We start from the raw sequence: 16,694 nt of genomic DNA, 5'->3' as shown, positions 1-16,694 counted from the left end.
GGCCTGATGGATTTTGGCCTTATCTGCGGCGCAGAGTTGGTCCTTCGTATTTGCTGCTGGTTAGGTAACGTTAGGTTGGGAGTACGATATGGAATTACCAACACTGACGTACGAAATGATAGCCGTACTGAGTCTATTGTCTTTTACCGTCTTGCTTTTTGTTACCGAGATTATACGGATTGATGTCGCAGCAATTCTTGTAATGGTGTTGCTTGGCGCACTGAGCTATCTACCGGGGCTAGGTAATCTTGCCGATGTCTCCAGGCTCTTTGAAGGTTTTTCCTCGAACGCTGTGATGTCAATCATCGCAGTTATGGTAATTGGGGCTGGGCTTGATAAGACCGGACTTATGTCAAAGGTTGCGGCCTTGATCCTCAAGAATGGTGGCACGACAGAGGCCCGGATCATCCCAATCATATCAACAACTGTTGGTGTCATCAGCTCTTTCATGCAGAACGTTGGAGCTGCTGCGCTCTTTCTACCCGTTGTTAGCCGTATCTCAGCACGTACGGAAATCCCTATGAGTAGGTTGCTAATGCCCATGGGGTTTTGCGCGATTCTGGGTGGTACGATTACATTGGTCGGGTCGTCGCCCCTCATCCTGTTGAATGACCTGATTGTTTCAGCAAACTCATCCCTTCCGGCTGACCAACAAATGAAGACATTTAGGTTGTTTTCAGTCACGCCTATCGGTGTGATGCTGGTGCTGACAGGGGTGCTTTACTTTGTGCTCTTTGGTCGTTGGGTCCTCCCAGCGCAGCGAGAGCGCGGAGAAGACGCAAGCTCAGCTCGGTCCATGCAAACATACGTCGAAAATACCTATGGGCTTAGGGCCGATATGTTCGAGATACGTGTTCCTGAAGGCTCAATAATCATCGGGCAAACGCTCGCGGATCTAATGGTCGCCCATAACATGTACATTCTTGGCACATCCTATCGCGGCCACAAGGTCATCGCGCCAATGGCGGATACCAAGATCGAAGCCCCTGCGCGGCTCGCAGTGCTTGGCCTGCGTCGGGTGGTTGAGCATCAGTTTGCTGAGCCTTACGGATTAGAGATCCTACCCCAACTAGATGTCTTTGCGGATGATTTCGCCGCGACCCAATCCGGGGTGGCCGAGGTTGTTGTTCCGCCTGGTTCTTCAGTGATCGGCCAGACTCCGATTGATTTGCGCCTCCGTCAGACACATGGTTTGTCTCTTTTGGCCATTCAGCGCGGAGAAGAAACACTGAGCCACGTTGAAACCGAGGATCATTCAGCCACACATATCGGGCAAGTCGCTTTGCAGGCCGGTGATACGTGTGTGGTTCACGTGCAGTGGGACCGTCTGACACGACTGAAGTCGGACAGGGATTTTGTTGTCGTAACTTCAGACTTTCCCCAAGAAGAGTTACGGCCACACAAGGTCGGCTGGGCGCTTGCTTTCTTCCTAATAGCGTTGAGCTTAATTCTGTTTTCCGATCTGCGCTTGTCATTATGCCTGTTGATCGGCGCTATTGGGATGGTGTTGAGCCGGGTGCTCTCGATTGACGAAGCCTACGAGTCGATAAGTTGGAGCACAGTCTTTCTACTGGCTTCGCTGATCCCGTTGGGCCAAGCAGTTCAAAACACCGGCACTGCGGATTGGATTGCCGCGCATGTGTTGGCCCTCCTGAAGGGGTGGCCGATCTGGTCTTTGCAAGCAGGGATCGCCGTTTTGGCAACGGCGTTCACGCTGGTCATGTCGAACGTGGGTGCAACTGTTCTGCTGGTGCCGCTGGCGGTTTCTATCGCCATATCGGCGGGTGGTAACCCGGCTGTATTTGCTCTCACAGTGGCAATTTCAACGTCCAACTCATTTTTGATCCCAACCCACCAGGTGAACGCGTTGATCATGGGTCCAGCAGGCTATCGGGTGGTCGATTTTGTTCGCTCGGGCGGAATTATGACTCTCCTTTTCTTGGTTGTCTCAATGACCGGGCTTACGATTTTCTTCTGAGCCGCCTCTCGGCGATCCGTTCAGACCAACTCGCAATATAAGGTTTTTGAGACCAATTTTTTTGGCGCAGGTTCAAGACGTCTGCGAAAATGGCCTCCTCCGCGAGGGACCGAAGTAACGCGTCCAACTCAACCAAACCTGAAGTCGGTATACGCTGGAACTGGACCGTTTTAATTTTATCGATCACTGTTGTTGGACCAAGACCGTCGGCATTTGTGGAGAGTTCACGATGAGATTCCTTCGCACACCTGAGCATCGGTTTGACGGATTGCCAGATTTCGACTTTGGCCCGAACTATCTTGATGTGGATGATACCGAGGGCGGTCTTCTCCGACTGCACTATTTGGACGAGGGACCGGCGCAGGCACCGCCAGTATTATTGATGCATGGAGAGCCAACCTGGTGCTTCGTGTATCGGCACATTATTCCGTTATTCAAAGATGCGGGTCATCGAGTTCTGGCTCCTGATTTGATTGGGTTTGGACGGTCGGACAAGCCCACTGAGCGATCCGATTACACTTACCAACGCCATGTAGACTGGATGTCCGAATGGTTGCGGAAAGTTGACCTGACGGGCATCACATTGGTTTGCCAGGATTGGGGCGGACTCATTGGCTTGCGGCTGGTTGCGAGTATGCCCAAGCGTTTTGCTCGTGTGGTAGTGGCGAACACGGCTCTGCCCACCGGTGACGTCCCCTTGGGGGATGCATTTCTTTCATGGCGGGAATACTCACAATCTGTGTCTGAACTCAATTCGGGCCGTATCGTATTCGGCGGCACAACATCGAAGATTTCAGATGAAGAGGTTGCAGCCTATAACGCACCATTCCCGGATGCGCGCTATCTGGCAGGCGCTCGAGAGTTTCCAATGTTGGTGCCCGACAAACCCGAAAATCCAGCTTCCGATGCCAACCGAGCCGCATGGGAAACCCTCAAGACCTTAAACACTCCGTTTCTGAATGTTTTTGGAGAAGACGATAGGGTCATGGCGGGGGTAGACAAACTGATCCAAAAGTCGATCCCTGGGGCAGCTGGCCAAAATCATGCCGTTGTGCCTAAAGCGGGGCATTTCATTCAAGAAGATGCTGGCAGAACGCTGGCACAGGCGACTTTGAAATTCATTGAGCAAACATAGCGGCTATCAATTCAGTGTCTTACCCTGTGGCCTCAACTCACACCAAATTTGCGACGCAAATGCTCGGTCAAGGCCGTTATTCGACGTGGTTGGGCTCGGCTCGGCGGAAACATCATTTGCAAAGGTTTCGGCGGTGGGAGGAAGTCGCGCAAGAGAGAAACAAGTCTGCCAGATCGAACATCGTCGCCTACATCCAACTCCGACTTCAAGACGACCCCATGGCCTGCAATCGCCCAATCGCGGATGAGGGAACCATCATTGACTATTCGATTTCCCTTTACCGATACGCGCTGGGCATTTGGTCCTGATCCAAACTCCCAAACGTTGTCGATCATGTCGCCAAACCTCATAGCCAAGCAGTTGTGGCCTAATAGATCTTCTGGTTTTTCAGGCGTTCCGAATAAGGCCAGGTAACTTGGGGATGCACATACGAAACGTTGGTAGCTTCCTAGATTTCGCAACCTGAGCGAGCTGTCTGTTATGTTGCCGAAGCGAACGGCAAGGTCGAAACCCTGGCCGACAAGGTCAACATAGCCGTCCGAGAGGGATAGTTCGATTGAGACGGCAGGGTTCTCCTCGGTGAATTCGGCGACAACCTCGGAAACAATGCTCCGTCCCAAGTCAATCGGCGCGCTTATACGAATTGGACCAGACAGAGTTTCGGCGCCGTGCCGAACAAGCGTATCCAGGTCCGCAACCTCACTAAGTACGCTTCTTGCTCCGTCAGCGAGTGTCCGGCCTTCTTCGGTCAGGCTAATGGAACGGGTGGTACGGTTGAACAAAACCACACCGTAATGTGCCTCCAGAGCCGCGAGCCGCTCGGATACTGTTGTGCTCGACATCCCTGTTTCGCGCGCCGCGGCCACAAGACTGCCTTTCTCGGCTATGGTCAGAAACAAGCGAAGATTGTCTAAAAGCATTAAACGGAATTTCCGTATTATATGTTCGATTATGCCCTGTTTATCCCGAAAGTACTGCGGCGTAAATCTTGCGCATCGCTGAAGAACACAAGGGACCTATTCCAATGGCCAAGCTGACAATCCTCGCCAACATCAAAGCCAACCCCGACAAGATCGACCTCGTAAAGGGTGAGCTGATCAAGCTCATCGACACAACCCGTGCCGAAGAGGGTTGTATTAACTACGACCTGCACCAGGACAACGACAACCCGGCTCATTTCGTGTTCTACGAAAATTGGGAAAGCCGAGAACTTTGGCAAACCCACATGGGTGCTCAGCACCTTGCGGCTTACCTGGAAGCAACAGAGGGCGCCGTGGCAGAATTCACGTTGAATGAGATGACAATCATCGGTTGATACAGAACCGAACAAAGGAGCACGTTATGAAAGCCGTGGGATACCGTGAGACGGGGTCGATTGATCGGGCGGACGCCTTAATCGATTTCGAGGCCGACAAACCGACGCCAAAGGGGCACGACTTGTTGGTGAAGGTGCAGGCCGTGTCAGTGAACCCGGTTGATACGAAAATTCGGCAAAAACGTGCTCCTGCGGGTCCAGCGCCTGATATTCTGGGGTGGGACGCAGTAGGCGTCGTCGAAGCCGTTGGAGAAGCGGTGGAGACTTTCAGTCCGGGCGATACGGTTTGGTACGCCGGGGCGATCAACCGACCGGGGACCAATGCCGAGTTTCATCTGGTGGATGAACGTATTGTCGGAGCCGCGCCAAAATCCATACCGGCAAAAGCGGCTGCGGCGATGCCGCTTACGACACTCACTGCTTTTGAGATGCTGTTCGACCGCTTGCGAGTCCGGGATGCCGTTTCCGGCGGGACCAATACATTGCTGGTTATTGGTGGCGCAGGTGGTGTCGGATCAATCACCATTCAATTGGCGCGGGCTCTCACTGACTTGACGGTGATTGCCACTGCGTCTCGACCCGAGACACAAGACTGGGTTCGAGAGCTTGGCGCACACCATGTCATCAACCACTCAGAACCTTTTGGCTCACAACTCGAGGCTCTTGGTATCGACAGCGTGGATTTCATCTATTCGACAAACCATTCTCAGCTTTATGCGCCCCAAGTTGGACAGGTGATGACACCCCAAGGTCGCTTTGGGTTGATCGATGATCCTGAGACCTTCGACATCGCGCCGTTCAAACACAAATCGATCTCATTGCATTGGGAGTTCATGTACGCTCGGTCGCTTTTCGGGACTAGAGATATGAATCGTCAAAGCGAAATCCTGAATCAGGTCGCCGGGTTGATAGATGATGGAAAGATCATATCCACAGCGACCGATACACTTGGTACAATCAATGCTGCAAACTTAATGAAAGCGCATGCTATCCTTGAAAGCGGAAAGGCCAAAGGAAAGCTCGTGCTTGAGGGTTTTTAGATGAGAATTGAACGGCTGGATCATGTGAACATCGTGACGACTAGGTTGCCTGACATGGTTGCTTGGTATGAAGACGTCTTGGGTTTGAAACTCGGGGCCCGCCCTGAGTTTCAGTTTCCCGGAGCTTGGTTGTATGCGGGTGATCACGCAGTGGTTCATCTTGTGGGTCACGAAGGAACGCCTAATGTCGGCTCCGAAGTAAAGCTCAAGCTCGAGCATTTTGCGCTCTCAGCCACAGGGTTAAGAGCATTCGAAGAAAAACTGATCTCGTGTCAAATCCAGTATCGCAAAACTGATGTCTCGGGGGCTGGAATGGTGCAAATCCATGTGGCCGATCCTGATGGAAATCACATTCACATAGACTTTGAAGAAATCGAGTAAGGGATAAACACTCGAAATAGTCGGAACGCAAAACTAAGCTCGTAAATTCTTGCCGATTAGTGATCGAGATCATTACCGGGTTGCTTCTAAGAATTACTCGGACCAACATTTTTGGGCGGTACAAGCGTAGAATTGGAGATCAGCATGCTGGACCTCGAAACCAACAAGAAGAATGTCATTGCTTTCTACGAAATGATGTTCAATGAGTGTCGGCCTGCGGAAGCCATAGATATCTTTGTTGGTGATACCTATACGCAGCACAACCCGCATGTTGGCGACGGCAAGCAAGCCTTTGTCGAATATTTCGAACGCATGGCCGCCGAATATCCGGGAAAGCGTGTGGATATCAAACGTGCGTTTGCTGAAGACGACCACGTTGTTCTGCATTGCCACCAAATCTGGCCCGATGGTCTCGAGTACGCAGGTATCGATATTTTTCGCCTGGATGCTGAAGGTAAGGTTGTCGAACACTGGGACGTTCTTCAGGAGGTTCCGGCAAACAGCGAGAATGACAATGGCATGTTTTGACTTAACCGTTCTGACAGTGGTGCATGGAACTTCGAAAGGTCCTGTCGGCTAAACCACGATAGTCAAAGGGTATAAGTCTGATCCAAGAAGCCCGCCGAAGCGTATCTATCAAGAACCTTTTAGAAAGGAGATAAAAATGCTCCCGAAGAGTATTCTCGCGGCGACCCTTGGATTATTTGCAGCTACTTCGCTTCAAGCTGGTGTACAAATTCACTTTATTGAAGGCGCACCCAAGGACCGCTTTGTTCTGACAAATGTCGGAGCTTGCAAAGTAGAAGCCTCGACCCTCAAAATTGACTTGTCGAAATCTGCGGGACGTCTGATTTTCGACGTTACTGAAAAGGGTGCGGGCGTCGAGGTCTTTCAACCTCTCGAATTCGTTGAGGGTGCGGATGCTCTGCGGCAAATTCCAGCGGTCGTGGACGGGCAAGATACAATAGAACTTGAAATCGCCTCCTTCGCAGCCGGGGACACACTCGCTTTTACCATCGATGTCGATGATACTATCGGGCAACGCGAAATCACCGTAACGGGGTCGGAGATCGAAGGCGCCACGGTGTCATATACCGATGCGGATGAGACCAGTACGGCGACCTTCTCTTCCGAAGCACTCGTCAACGTGACGACCAGGGACTGCTGAAAGCTATCGCAAAATGTGGAATTGGTTGATCCGCATAGCATTCCTTACGCTCGTGATGGGAGGCGGCATCCTGATCGGAACACTGACGGCACCTGGCGAATGGTATGCGCAGCTTTTTAAACCGGCTTTCAATCCACCTAATTGGATTTTCGGGCCGGTTTGGACGGTGCTATATGTCTTAATCGCCATGGTAGGTTGGCGTCAGTTCGAAGCGGACCGAAGCTCGACCGCCATGAAGCTGTGGTGGGCGCAGATGGGTCTGAACTTTTTATGGTCCCCAACCTTTTTCGTACTGCAACTGCCGTGGTTTGCCCTTTTGGTCATTGTCGCGTTGTTGGCTGCCATCGTCATGTTCATCACTCAGGTTAGGAATTCAGATCGGGTCTCCGCACTGTCTTTCCTGCCGTACTTTGCATGGGTCGCATTTGCCGCGGCGCTGAACCTCTCCATTGCGATACTGAACTGACAAGGAACAATATGCGTGCAAACTTCATCGGGCTTGTTTCAGGTCTTGTTATCATCGGATGCACAATGGCTCATGCTGATGAAAAACTGACTGAAGACTTTTCTAAGTCTCCGGAGACGCGTTGGGACTACGTTGCCGACACCGTCATGGGAGGAGTTTCCTCAGGACAGGTGCAGTTTCGTTCGGAAGGTGGTGTTGAATTCGCGCGGCTGACCGGTACCGTGAGTACAGAAAACAATGGGGGCTTCATCCAGTTCCGACGCAAGTTGTCTGAGCGACTGGATGAGGCTGTATCAGGCGTCAGGCTATTGGTACGGGGAAACGGCGAGCAATACTTCGTTCACCTCAGAACACGTGGCACGGTGCTTCCGTGGCAATACTACCAGGCCGCGTTCGCAACTTCTGAAGACTGGACCGAAGTCTATTTGCCTCTGTCAGGCTTCAAGGCTTCGAGTGCCATGTTGCGCGCTATTCCCGATGCGGAAGCAATAACCTCAGTTGGGGTTGTAGCCTTCGGGCACGATCATGAGGCCAACGTAGATGTCAGCGAGATTGGTTTCTACTGAAGGTCGCCCAAGCGAGGGGCTGTAATCTTCTGTTGAACCAATTCAGATCAGGCGGCTCAATAAGTGTAAGCGACAATGCAATTCCAATAGTCTTTGCTCATCTTATGCAAGCGACTAACTTGGGTACATGGAAGAAGTCACCCGACTAACCGAATGGATGATTACAGAAGGTCGTCGCTCCGGCGATCCTGTAAAAGTGGTGTCACACTTTTGTTCCTCCTTGGTCGAAGCCGGAGTTCCGCTGTGGCGAGTAAACATTGGCCAACGCTTTGCCAATCCATTGCTTATTGCTTGGGGCGTGGTTTGGACGCCCAACGGCACCGACAGCTACGATGTCACCCATGAGACGACGTTGACGGATGGTTATGTTGGGAGCTCATTTGAGTATATTCTGGCGAATAGAAAGCCGCTTCACAAAAGTCTTCAGCAGCTGGACTCAGAAACAGAGCATTCATCCTATTTGGAGTTTGCAGAGCAAGGCGGCACCGACTACTACGCTACTTTGCTTTATTATGGTGATGGATCGCTGCATGGTTGCACGTTCATTACACAGGCGCCGGATGGATTCTCGACGGAACATCTAAGGCTGATTGAAGCGGTCTTACCGGCCCTTTCTTGCGCCTTGGAACCTGTGACGATGCGAAAATCGTCTAAAGGTCTACTTCGAACTTATTTAGGAGATGGACCTTCTGAGGCAGTCTGGAGCGGCAACATCAAGCGGGGTGAGCGAACAACTCTGGATGCCGTGGTTATGTTCTCTGATCTGCGAGGCTTTACGGCACTTTCCGAAACCTCAACGGAAGAAGAAGTCTTCGACACGCTCAGCGACTATTTTGATCTGGTGGTCAAAGCCGTAGAAGACAACGGTGGAGACGTCCTCAAGTTCATGGGTGATGGCATCCTGTCGATCTTCACTATTGAAGCTCAAAAAAACCATGCCGACCGTTGCAGAATGGCGGCTCTTGCAGCGCAGAGTGTGCTGAGTGGTTTGAACGCTCTCAACACTAGACGAGACGAGTTCCAAAAACCGCCCTTGGACATTGGAATTGGGATCAACGTTGGGCAGGTCAGCTACGGTAACATCGGTAGCCCCGGCAGGCTTGATTTTACGGTTTTGGGCGGTGCGGTGAACGTCGCAAGCCGAATTGAAAACTTAACAAAATCAATTGGTCAGAGAGTGTTGGCGACGTTAGCCGTTGCAAGTGCTGCACCGAACATGTTCGTTAGCTGTGGGGATCACGAAATACGTGGCCTTGCTCAGCCCATTGAGCTGTTCTTTCTCACTGAAGGGGCGCAATAATCAGGTATATTTTTTTAAACAACATACCTTTCCGGGAGCATTCTGAGTGTTTGCAAGAACCATAGCCTTACTGATCTGCGCTGGGGCTTCTCCGGCCACGGCATTGGAGCTTCGCGAAACTGGGCGCTATGAGCTCAACCAACCCGCAAGCCTTGACTACGATCCAACGTTTTGTGGCTTGTGGATTGCCAACGAGGGGCCCGAGGCCATTCTCGTTACATTGCAAGGTGATGAGTTGCGCCGCATATCCAGCGATCTCTTCCGTATCAAGGCAATTGCTATCGAAGGAGATCACTTGTTGGTAGGCGACGGTCTTGGCAGCCTCCAACGTCTCACGAAGGAAGGAGTCACTTTAGGAGCACCCTTTGAACTTGAAGGTGGATTTGCGGATACCGAAGGGATCGCGATCAATGCAAAGGGGCAGATCGTGACCGTAGAAGATGATCCGGAACGATTGTCTTGGTTCACTTCAGAAGGCGTCCTTACGGCAAGGTTGGATACCATGAAGCTCTCTCCCCCCTTAAGCGAGGCACAGGGCATCGCAATTGACCCACGAACCGGTCACATGTTGATCGTTGATGACTGGGAAGGGTCAAACAGCCTGTATGAGTTCACGGCAGATGGCCAACTGCTCGCCCAGCAAAGCCTGTTGGAATTCGGAACTGACCCGGAAGGCATCGCCATTAGGCCGGGATCTAACCAACTGTTCGTGGCGTTCGACGGTGGCGCGAAGATTGTGACATTTGACTACACACCCACCTTACCTGAAGGATCGCCGCCTCTGCCTCCGGGCGCGGATTGTATGATCTTTTGAGAATTTGGCTGCTTGCTTGGGGCGATGCAGGTTACGGCTAGTCGCGCTCGCTGTCTAGCGTTTCACGTATGAGCGTCAAATTGGGCAAAGACCTATGGAACGGTTCGGGCCCGAGTTCGGACAAAACTGGAGCCAGGGCTTCAGACATCCGTTCCATAGAAGCTTTCAAAAACTCCGCACCTTGCGGCGTGGACCGGGCTATTTTCGAACGCTTGTCATTGGGGTTGGTTTCAAGGGTAATCAGGGCATGGTTTTCGAGGCTCGCGAGCATGTGCGTCATCGACGTCTTGGGCACTTGAAAAGCGTTCGACAGCTGTAGTGGCGTTTCCCCCTCGGGGCGCCGGACCAGGTGGCCCAATATGCCAAATTGGGTAGCGGTCATTCTGCCAGGTAAGAACGCTTCAAGCTTGGTCGAGATCAGCTGGTTGATGATCCCGACCTCGGTGAAGAACCGGTAGACTTCGTTGGTCTCATCTTCAGGCTTCATTCAGAATTCGTGTCTCCAGAGGCCAGCGGGGTGTGGCAATTGGCTCGGGTCCATACCCCAAACGCAGCAACATTTGCACCGTGTGGCCCGGTGACGCAAGAAGCTCATGCGCAAGATCGTATTCATCGGCCATCTCGGGATATTCCTGAAGGGCCTGACTGACCGGATGCACGCCCAGACCCATTTCGGTTGTCTTCAGGTAGAAACGCATCAATTGACGTCCGGCTTCGAGTTGATCGCTTCGCGTGTTTGTAGTTGTCGTGAGGACTGCGTATTGCGGCGTCGCGTCTAGCATAGCGAAGTAGCCTCGCATGTGAGACTGAGTGCCTGGGTGGTCAACATTCATAAGGGTCTCATTGTCCAATAGGCCAGTAAGTCGCAGCGTTTCCAGCATGGGATCGCGTAACTCAATCCCGTCCGGGTTGGCGTTGATTTCTGCTTTCCCGATCCGCATGAGGTCGACGGATTCTTTCAAGGTCTGCGGTGTTCGCATTTCGATTTCGAAAGCGCGTTTCGTAAGGTCTCGAATACGGGTCACCAAATCTTCATCGGTAATCAGGGTGGCGTAGTTTTCAAGGACCGACACTTCCGTCTCGGACAGCCGCTGTTCAGTATACGGTTCTTTGTTTGAATGTCGGTTGAGGATTTGATTTGAAAGTGGATCGGGTGCCCCTCCAGGTACAAACACTGCTTCTGCAATAGGCCCGTCATCCCCATCTGGCAGCAACTTGACCTCGGTATCAAACCCGAGAGCACCTGCCGCCAGGACCATCGTCTCAACAAATGCGCCGAGGCCAATATAGAGCTGGCGGTGGTAAGGATCAGTTTCCGGAAGCTCGCGATCTGTATCGCGGTGGATGCGAACCTTGTTTTGCCCAACTAACTCGACGAGCCAAGGTTGCAAGTTGTGCGGGTTAGGGGCGAGAATCGCGTAGGACAAAGCGGCTTTGCGGGGGTCGTCATATGGTTGTGGCGTCCACGGAGCCAGCGCGTCATGCGGCGTGCGTGTAGCGAGAAACGCAACCGCGCCCGTTGCCGCCAGTATTGTGCCTCCGCCTAGAATCTTGAGAAAACGTCTTCGATTTGGCATCTTGAGTCTCCAGTAGTACGATATCGAACTAATATAATCCGAAATCGTACTATTTCAGCTCCATTGATGCAGTGGTTGGTTGAGTGACCTGAAAAAAGTAAATCAGAACAGCCGGCCTCAACGATAGACTGCCGTGTTAGACAGGTGTTCGGAGAGCTTTTTGTGCCTAAAAAAGCAGCTATTTTAGTTGATTAACGACCGGATGCGAGAAGATTAGAGGCTGTTAAGCCGATGCTTTTCGAGTATCCCGCAAAGCATAGCCTGTGCTTGCAGCCTGTGTTCTCGATGACGTTCACGGGCGGCATCTGGACGACCTTCACTAATCGCTTGAAAAACAACCCGGTGATCTTCGTTGGATTTAACGGGCAGGGGCCTGATGAACAACGTCGTTGCACGCGCGCGGCGGACTTGGTCGCTCATCATGGCAACAATCGCTTCGACTCGTTTGTTGCCGCCCAACCGAACGAGCTCTTGATGAAACAACTCGTCTGCCTCTGCCCACGCTTCAAGGTCTTCGGCTTCGATGGCTTGGTCCATCTTCGCAATTGATCCAGCGAGTACCGCCAGTTCATCTTCTGAATAACCCGCTTCGGCAGCGCGCTGTGCCGCGAGACTCTCAAGTTCCGTCAGTATGTCGTAAATCTCACGCATATCATCTGATGAAACAGGTAGTATCCGAACGCCCTTTCGGGGTCGCATTTCCAGCAACCCCTTACTTTCCAACATCAGCGCAGCTTCCCGTATCGGGGTGCGGGACATGCCAAGGGTCTCGGCGAGTTCCGACTCCAGATGGTCAGTTCCGGCCGCAAGTTCGCCAGACAGGATCATCCGCCGCAAATCCCTAACAGCGCGTTGTGTATTGGAAAGAGTTTTTGCGTCCTGATCCTTCACGGTGTCTCCAGGTTGATTTTTCGTCCTTCCGCAGCTGAGAGATAGATATTCTCTTCAATGCGGATCACATCCAAATAGTCTCGGGCCGTGTTTTCCAAAGGCGTGCCCAGTAGAAGGCCCGAAATAACGTGACTTTGCAAGGCGTGAACGCAGTCTCCTCCAAATCCATCATGATCGCTTGGAGGTAGAATCTGCTGTCTCTCCTGTTTTCCAAACGCGCGGAGGTCAACGGAACCGTCGCCGTAAAGAACTAGTGATCCTTCCGTTCCTTCGATGAGAGCTTCGCCCATGGTCTGACGCGGGTTTTTGGCGCTGTGGTCAAGGCATCTGTTGCCATCGAACAGAGTTTTCAAACCGTTGGGGTGGTCAAACAGGATGTAACCTGCGTCCTCGCCCGCGATAGCGGGGTTAACTTGGCGCAAGTCCGCATAAACTGCGCTGGGCGCATCGAACAAAAATCGGAATGTGTCTACCCAGTGAACCGCTGTCTCATGAACTAGGAAACGTGGCATTTTCTGAAAGTACGGCTGCCGGTCCAGGTAGGCTCGCGGTCCCTGTCCGTCGCCGGGCCGAAGCCGGAAAGTCGCTTGTAGAGGTGTTCCAATTCGACCCTCGGTCATCGCCACCTTGATTGCACGATACCAAGGCTGAAAGCGAAAATTCTCATGCACGACAATAGTTGCACCTACCGCTTCAGCCTCTGAAACGATCTTCTCCGCTTCATCCAGAGACATGCAGAAAGGCTTTTGGCAGATCAGCCATTTTATGCCCGAATGCAGCGCAGTTCGAATGGCGTCGGCCTGCGCCACAGGTGGAAGAATGATGTCCACGAGATCTGGTTTTTCCGCCTCCAGCATTTTTGACAGATCATCGTAAGCGGCCAGTCCTGTTTCCTTCGCCTTGTTGATATCACGGTTGCAGGATGCAATCAGAACCGCTCCGGGCATTCGGGACCAACTTTCGTAGTGGAACCTACTGAAATACCCCGCACCCACACACGCGACCCTGATGGCTTGTTGAGTATTCATGCCCGCAATGCTTCCAATACCGATGAGGCTGCGTCCTGCGTTCCGGCGGTGCCACCTAGGTCACGCGTCAGGTTCTGTCCCTTCGCAGTCACCTTTTCCACGGCTTCACGCAACCGTTCGCCGTCGTTGGACAGGCCTGGGTGATCATGGGTCAACCCCAACCATTCAAGCATCATTGCTGCGGACAGGATCATCGCAAAGGGGTTGGCAATACCCTGTCCTGCAATGTCTGGAGCGGAACCATGGCAGGGTTGGAATACAGCGTGATTCAATCCGATATCCGCTGACGGAGCCAGTCCAAGACCGCCCATGAGACCTGCACCAAGGTCGGAGAGGATGTCTCCGAACATGTTCTCGGTCACCATGACATCGAACTCCCAAGGTTTTTGGACCATCCACAGTGCAGTGGCATCAACATAAGCATGGTCTGCCTGCAAATCGGGATGGTGGGCGGCTTCTGCATCAAACATCGATCTGAAGAATGCAAAGGCGCGGAATACATTGGCTTTGTCGACACACGTAACTCGACCCTGACCGCGCCCGGTTCTTTTGCGGTTCTGGGCGAGTTCAAACGCGAAACGGAACAGCTTTTCGGACACCTCACGAGTGATCAACAGAGTTTCACGTGCTTCGTCTTCGGTAACTTCGCCAGCGCCTTGGGTGAAGAACAGTCCTTCTGTGCTTTCGCGTATCAAGACAAAGTCGATCTCTTTTCCGGGAGGCAGCGCCAAGGGGGTCATTTGTCCACTGCTTACCTTTACTGGCCGTACACCAGCGAAAAGTCCCAGTTGCTTTCGCAGATCGATTTGCGGTGAAATCTCTGTTCCGTCAGGGTATCGAACATCTGGCAAGCCCATTGCAGACAGCAGAATCGCGTCAGCGTTGCGTGCAGTTTCGAGTGATCCAGCCGGAAACGATTCTCCAGTTTTGGCGTAGTGGCCTGCACCTGCCGGCGCGTCCGAAAACGTCAACTCGTAGCTGGGGTTTTCGCCTGAGAGCTGGCGCAGAATTTCAAGCGTAGGAGCCATAATTTCAGGGCCGATCCCGTCCCCGTGGAACACTGCCACATCATAACTTTTCTTCATCTTAGCCCGCTTCCTTCTCGTTTCGTATTCATAGCGCGATAGCAGCTTCCACTACAGTCCGTTGACAACGCATTCTTTAATGTATACGCAAATAAATGCAATAATAAACGCAAAGTTGTTTGGGAGGACTTGGAAATGAAACGAAAACTAGGGCGGTTGGTGGCCGCAGCGGTGTTGGCGACCGGTATTACAGGGACGGCGTCTGCGCAGGATTACCCCTATCGTGATATCACCACAGCTGTGGTCTGGGGGGCCGGTGGCGGGACGGACACAATCAACCGTATGATCATGGCTGAGATGGAAAAACACCTTCCGGTCTCGATCAATGTTATCAATCAAACAGGTGGTGTCGCGGGTTCCAACGGTATGGTCTACGTCATGAACCAACCGGACGATGGCTACACATTGGTTGGCCTGTCAGAGTCTAACGTCACCGCTGCCGTGCAGGGTGGGTGGGATAAGAAATTCGACTTTTGGTATCCGTTTATTGTTGGCGGATCGCCTGATCTGATCTCGATCCCGGCAGACAGCCCTTACAATACTCTGGAAGAACTGGTCGACGCTGCGAAAGCTGCTCCTGGGACTATTCCGGCTGCGGCTTCAGGTGCAGGTTCGATCCACCACTTGAATCTTCTCGCCATCGAGAAAGGGTCGGGGGCAGAATTCAAGTTTGTTCCATACAAAGGCTCGGCGCCAGGGCAGGAAGCGGCGATAGCAGGCGAGGTTGCGTTGGTTGTGACCTCCCTAGCTGAGCAAGCCCCCTTGATCGAGGGTGGCCAGCTGAAACCGCTCGCGATGCTGACACCCGAAGAAGCGCAAATCGCAGGGGCAACGGTGCCTTCCGCCTTCGGCATTTATGACGGTCTCGATCAGTATCTGCCGCTTAAACAAGCAATCGGATTTGCTGTTCACAGCTCGGCCGGGGATGAGGTTAAGGCCGCGCTTGGTGATGCGTTCGAGCAAGCAATTGCCTCTGACACCGTCGCCGAATGGGCCTCAGCAAACAATTATGATGTCGGTGGTCAACACGGGGAAGAAGCTCAAGAGCTGTTTGCCAACCTTGAGGCTACCTTTGCCTATACCTTGCAAGATCTAGGCGCTGCCACGGTCGATCCGGCCTCGCTGGGTATCGAGAAGCCCTGATCCGATCACTTTTGAAAGGGCGCGCCTGATCGCGCCCTTTCCATTAGGAGGCAGGCATGGACAAGTCTGACGAAACGCTGGTCATGCGAACACGCGATTTTTGGGCCGCGATTGTTCTTATTGTCGCGTCCGTCTTTTTCCTTTGGAAGACGTCGGACATCTCGCTTTGGGGTGAAAACCGCGCAGGTGTAAGTGGATCGGATTGGTACAACTCGGCTGCAATTGTACCGCTGTTTATCTTCGGAGGGTTGCTTGTGTTGTCCTTCGTCTTGCTAGCCATTTCGATCCGTTCAGGTGGAGCTCAAAACGCGCTTAGCGCTATGCGTATCGGATGGGATAAGTCGGAAGCCTATCGAGCTTCAACAATAGGCCTGATCCTTCTTGCATATGTCTTCGGGCTCGTTCCCAGAGTGGACTTCATTCTGTGTTCTGGGTTGCTGATTACAGCTTTGACTTACGGCTACTACGGAGGTCAGGCGCGGCGTGCTTTGGTGGCGTGCTTTGCAGTAATTGCTGCAGGACTGTTTGCCTTCATCGGCTTTCCGGCACAGATGGATTGGAATGCGCACGGCGATGATTGGTTCACGCTGATCCTGTGGATCGTATTGACGCTGTTGGTGCTGGCCAAAGCGACTACCGAACGCGTTTTGCGCTACGTTCCATTGGTGGCAATACTTGCCCCGCTCATCCTCGTTTGCGCGATGGCCTTTGTTTTCCGGCAGAACGTGCCCGCGCGCGGCGGGCTGATCTTCAAGCAAATCGAATACCACTACTACGTGACGCTTCGTCCGCTATGGAAAGACTGAC

At 52.7% G+C, this 16,694-nt stretch carries 19 protein-coding genes; 13 read left to right on the top strand and 6 right to left on the bottom strand.

Annotation, left to right across the window (positions count from 1 at the left end; all coding sequences use genetic code 11):
• The first annotated feature begins 88 nt into the window (after nucleotides 1-88).
• Both AC2TAD_RS15040 and AC2TAD_RS15035 read left to right on the top strand, forming a co-directional pair.
• Nucleotides 89-1,978, top strand: coding sequence for an SLC13 family permease (locus AC2TAD_RS15040; RefSeq protein WP_480868646.1), 1,890 nt, complete (start codon nucleotides 89-91; stop codon nucleotides 1,976-1,978).
• A gap of 229 nt (nucleotides 1,979-2,207) precedes the next feature.
• Complete coding sequence (locus AC2TAD_RS15035) at nucleotides 2,208-3,113, top strand: haloalkane dehalogenase (protein WP_480868645.1); 906 nt, start codon at nucleotides 2,208-2,210, stop codon at nucleotides 3,111-3,113.
• 32 nt (nucleotides 3,114-3,145) lie between these two features.
• Here AC2TAD_RS15035 and AC2TAD_RS15030 read toward each other — a convergent pair whose 3' ends face one another.
• Nucleotides 3,146-4,033, bottom strand: coding sequence for a LysR family transcriptional regulator (locus AC2TAD_RS15030; RefSeq protein WP_170756445.1), 888 nt, complete (start codon nucleotides 4,031-4,033; stop codon nucleotides 3,146-3,148).
• A 104-nt stretch (nucleotides 4,034-4,137) separates the two neighbouring features.
• Between AC2TAD_RS15030 and AC2TAD_RS15025 the strand changes: the two genes are divergently transcribed.
• The 9 genes from AC2TAD_RS15025 (at nucleotide 4,138) to AC2TAD_RS14985 (ending at nucleotide 10,163) form a co-directional block, all read left to right on the top strand.
• Nucleotides 4,138-4,428 (top strand): putative quinol monooxygenase, encoded by a 291-nt coding sequence (locus AC2TAD_RS15025; protein ID WP_170756444.1) that lies wholly within the window; start codon nucleotides 4,138-4,140, stop codon nucleotides 4,426-4,428.
• Between the two features lie 26 nt (nucleotides 4,429-4,454).
• Nucleotides 4,455-5,468, top strand: a complete 1,014-nt coding sequence (locus tag AC2TAD_RS15020) for a zinc-binding alcohol dehydrogenase family protein (protein ID WP_480868643.1) — start codon at nucleotides 4,455-4,457, stop codon at nucleotides 5,466-5,468.
• Nucleotides 5,469-5,849 carry a VOC family protein gene (locus AC2TAD_RS15015; protein ID WP_480868641.1) on the top strand — a complete coding sequence of 127 codons (381 nt, stop codon included), beginning with the start codon at nucleotides 5,469-5,471 and terminating at the stop codon, nucleotides 5,847-5,849.
• 144 nt (nucleotides 5,850-5,993) lie between these two features.
• Nucleotides 5,994-6,377 carry a nuclear transport factor 2 family protein gene (locus AC2TAD_RS15010; RefSeq protein ID WP_170353717.1) on the top strand — a complete coding sequence of 128 codons (384 nt, stop codon included), beginning with the start codon at nucleotides 5,994-5,996 and terminating at the stop codon, nucleotides 6,375-6,377.
• A gap of 136 nt (nucleotides 6,378-6,513) precedes the next feature.
• Nucleotides 6,514-7,017, top strand: a complete 504-nt coding sequence (locus AC2TAD_RS15005; protein ID WP_480868640.1) for an aggregation factor core — start codon at nucleotides 6,514-6,516, stop codon at nucleotides 7,015-7,017.
• Nucleotides 7,018-7,042: 25 nt separating this feature from the next.
• Nucleotides 7,043-7,483, top strand: a complete 441-nt coding sequence (locus AC2TAD_RS15000; protein WP_480868639.1) for a TspO/MBR family protein — start codon at nucleotides 7,043-7,045, stop codon at nucleotides 7,481-7,483.
• Between the two features lie 65 nt (nucleotides 7,484-7,548).
• Nucleotides 7,549-8,049 carry a CIA30 family protein gene (locus AC2TAD_RS14995; RefSeq protein WP_480868638.1) on the top strand — a complete coding sequence of 167 codons (501 nt, stop codon included), beginning with the start codon at nucleotides 7,549-7,551 and terminating at the stop codon, nucleotides 8,047-8,049.
• A 127-nt stretch (nucleotides 8,050-8,176) separates the two neighbouring features.
• Nucleotides 8,177-9,349, top strand: a complete 1,173-nt coding sequence (locus AC2TAD_RS14990) for an adenylate/guanylate cyclase domain-containing protein (RefSeq protein WP_480868637.1) — start codon at nucleotides 8,177-8,179, stop codon at nucleotides 9,347-9,349.
• A gap of 103 nt (nucleotides 9,350-9,452) precedes the next feature.
• Complete coding sequence (locus AC2TAD_RS14985; RefSeq protein ID WP_480868635.1) at nucleotides 9,453-10,163, top strand: hypothetical protein; 711 nt, start codon at nucleotides 9,453-9,455, stop codon at nucleotides 10,161-10,163.
• A 37-nt stretch (nucleotides 10,164-10,200) separates the two neighbouring features.
• Here AC2TAD_RS14985 and AC2TAD_RS14980 read toward each other — a convergent pair whose 3' ends face one another.
• The 5 genes from AC2TAD_RS14980 to AC2TAD_RS14960 all read right to left on the bottom strand — a co-directional run bounded on the left by AC2TAD_RS14980 (nucleotide 10,201) and on the right by AC2TAD_RS14960 (nucleotide 14,744).
• Nucleotides 10,201-10,650, bottom strand: a complete 450-nt coding sequence (locus AC2TAD_RS14980; RefSeq protein WP_480868633.1) for a MarR family winged helix-turn-helix transcriptional regulator — start codon at nucleotides 10,648-10,650, stop codon at nucleotides 10,201-10,203.
• Nucleotides 10,640-11,740, bottom strand: coding sequence for an Acg family FMN-binding oxidoreductase (locus AC2TAD_RS14975; protein WP_480868632.1), 1,101 nt, complete (start codon nucleotides 11,738-11,740; stop codon nucleotides 10,640-10,642). Before AC2TAD_RS14975 ends, AC2TAD_RS14980 begins: the two co-directional genes overlap by 11 nt.
• Before the next feature lie 213 nt (nucleotides 11,741-11,953).
• Nucleotides 11,954-12,631 carry a GntR family transcriptional regulator gene (locus AC2TAD_RS14970; RefSeq protein WP_170756439.1) on the bottom strand — a complete coding sequence of 226 codons (678 nt, stop codon included), beginning with the start codon at nucleotides 12,629-12,631 and terminating at the stop codon, nucleotides 11,954-11,956.
• Entirely contained in the window at nucleotides 12,628-13,659 is a 1,032-nt protein-coding gene (locus AC2TAD_RS14965; RefSeq protein ID WP_480868630.1) for a Gfo/Idh/MocA family protein, read from the bottom strand. Before AC2TAD_RS14965 ends, AC2TAD_RS14970 begins: the two co-directional genes overlap by 4 nt.
• Nucleotides 13,656-14,744 carry an isocitrate/isopropylmalate dehydrogenase family protein gene (locus AC2TAD_RS14960; protein WP_480868627.1) on the bottom strand — a complete coding sequence of 363 codons (1,089 nt, stop codon included), beginning with the start codon at nucleotides 14,742-14,744 and terminating at the stop codon, nucleotides 13,656-13,658. Before AC2TAD_RS14960 ends, AC2TAD_RS14965 begins: the two co-directional genes overlap by 4 nt.
• 135 nt (nucleotides 14,745-14,879) lie before the next feature.
• On the opposite strand from AC2TAD_RS14960, the gene AC2TAD_RS14955 reads away from it, so the two are divergent.
• Nucleotides 14,880-15,887 carry a Bug family tripartite tricarboxylate transporter substrate binding protein gene (locus AC2TAD_RS14955; RefSeq protein ID WP_480868625.1) on the top strand — a complete coding sequence of 336 codons (1,008 nt, stop codon included), beginning with the start codon at nucleotides 14,880-14,882 and terminating at the stop codon, nucleotides 15,885-15,887.
• A 56-nt stretch (nucleotides 15,888-15,943) separates the two neighbouring features.
• The gene (locus AC2TAD_RS14950; protein WP_480868624.1) at nucleotides 15,944-16,693 is read left to right on the top strand and encodes a hypothetical protein; all 750 of its coding nucleotides are present in this window, start codon (nucleotides 15,944-15,946) and stop codon (nucleotides 16,691-16,693) included.
• Nucleotide 16,694 lies beyond the last annotated feature (1 nt).

Source organism: Ruegeria sp. HKCCD7628 (assembly GCF_057221005.1).
Note: the sequence above shows the minus strand (reverse complement) of the source record. Positions and strands in the feature narration are given on the sequence as shown.

Coding starts and splice junctions, on each gene's coding strand:
- AC2TAD_RS15040 (WP_480868646.1), top strand. CDS start 89: ATGGAATTACCAACACTGACGTACGAAATGATAGCCGTACTGAGTCTA.
- AC2TAD_RS15035 (WP_480868645.1), top strand. CDS start 2,208: ATGAGATTCCTTCGCACACCTGAGCATCGGTTTGACGGATTGCCAGAT.
- AC2TAD_RS15030 (WP_170756445.1), bottom strand. CDS start 4,033: ATGCTTTTAGACAATCTTCGCTTGTTTCTGACCATAGCCGAGAAAGGC.
- AC2TAD_RS15025 (WP_170756444.1), top strand. CDS start 4,138: ATGGCCAAGCTGACAATCCTCGCCAACATCAAAGCCAACCCCGACAAG.
- AC2TAD_RS15020 (WP_480868643.1), top strand. CDS start 4,455: ATGAAAGCCGTGGGATACCGTGAGACGGGGTCGATTGATCGGGCGGAC.
- AC2TAD_RS15015 (WP_480868641.1), top strand. CDS start 5,469: ATGAGAATTGAACGGCTGGATCATGTGAACATCGTGACGACTAGGTTG.
- AC2TAD_RS15010 (WP_170353717.1), top strand. CDS start 5,994: ATGCTGGACCTCGAAACCAACAAGAAGAATGTCATTGCTTTCTACGAA.
- AC2TAD_RS15005 (WP_480868640.1), top strand. CDS start 6,514: ATGCTCCCGAAGAGTATTCTCGCGGCGACCCTTGGATTATTTGCAGCT.
- AC2TAD_RS14995 (WP_480868638.1), top strand. CDS start 7,549: ATGGCTCATGCTGATGAAAAACTGACTGAAGACTTTTCTAAGTCTCCG.
- AC2TAD_RS14990 (WP_480868637.1), top strand. CDS start 8,177: ATGGAAGAAGTCACCCGACTAACCGAATGGATGATTACAGAAGGTCGT.
- AC2TAD_RS14980 (WP_480868633.1), bottom strand. CDS start 10,650: ATGAAGCCTGAAGATGAGACCAACGAAGTCTACCGGTTCTTCACCGAG.
- AC2TAD_RS14975 (WP_480868632.1), bottom strand. CDS start 11,740: ATGCCAAATCGAAGACGTTTTCTCAAGATTCTAGGCGGAGGCACAATA.
- AC2TAD_RS14965 (WP_480868630.1), bottom strand. CDS start 13,659: ATGAATACTCAACAAGCCATCAGGGTCGCGTGTGTGGGTGCGGGGTAT.
- AC2TAD_RS14960 (WP_480868627.1), bottom strand. CDS start 14,744: ATGAAGAAAAGTTATGATGTGGCAGTGTTCCACGGGGACGGGATCGGC.
- AC2TAD_RS14955 (WP_480868625.1), top strand. CDS start 14,880: ATGAAACGAAAACTAGGGCGGTTGGTGGCCGCAGCGGTGTTGGCGACC.
- AC2TAD_RS14950 (WP_480868624.1), top strand. CDS start 15,944: ATGGACAAGTCTGACGAAACGCTGGTCATGCGAACACGCGATTTTTGG.